This window comes from Paraburkholderia sp. RL17-373-BIF-A, from assembly GCF_046030175.1.
Classification (GTDB): domain Bacteria; phylum Pseudomonadota; class Gammaproteobacteria; order Burkholderiales; family Burkholderiaceae; genus Paraburkholderia.
Map to the genome: position 1 here is coordinate 1 of NZ_JARESO010000507.1, position 295 is coordinate 295.

General features: G+C 66.1%; 1 protein-coding gene. It reads left to right on the forward strand.

Features of this window, described 5'->3' with window-relative positions:
* Positions 1-19: 19 nt before the first annotated feature.
* Positions 20-295 (forward strand): pentapeptide repeat-containing protein (locus P0D80_RS51570; RefSeq protein WP_408296760.1); only part of this gene is annotated, 276 nt, incomplete at its 3' end.

Here is a 295-nt window from a genome sequence, read left to right on the forward strand (position 1 = left end):
CTTGCTCGGAGGTACAAACGTGAAGAGGATAAACCTGAGCGGGGTGGACCTGACCCGCATGCACCTGCGCGGGGCGAACCTGCGCGGGGCGAACCTGAGCGGGGCGAACCTGAACAACCAGGACCTGAACAACCAGGACCTGAGCGGGGCGGACCTGAGCGGGGCGAACCTGAGCTGGGCGGACCTGCGCGGGGCGAACCTGAGCGGGGCGAACCTGAGCGGGGTGAACCTGCACCGGACCCTCCTGAGCGGGGTGACCTTGCATCAGACGACATTCTCGCTGGAAGCTCTCTTG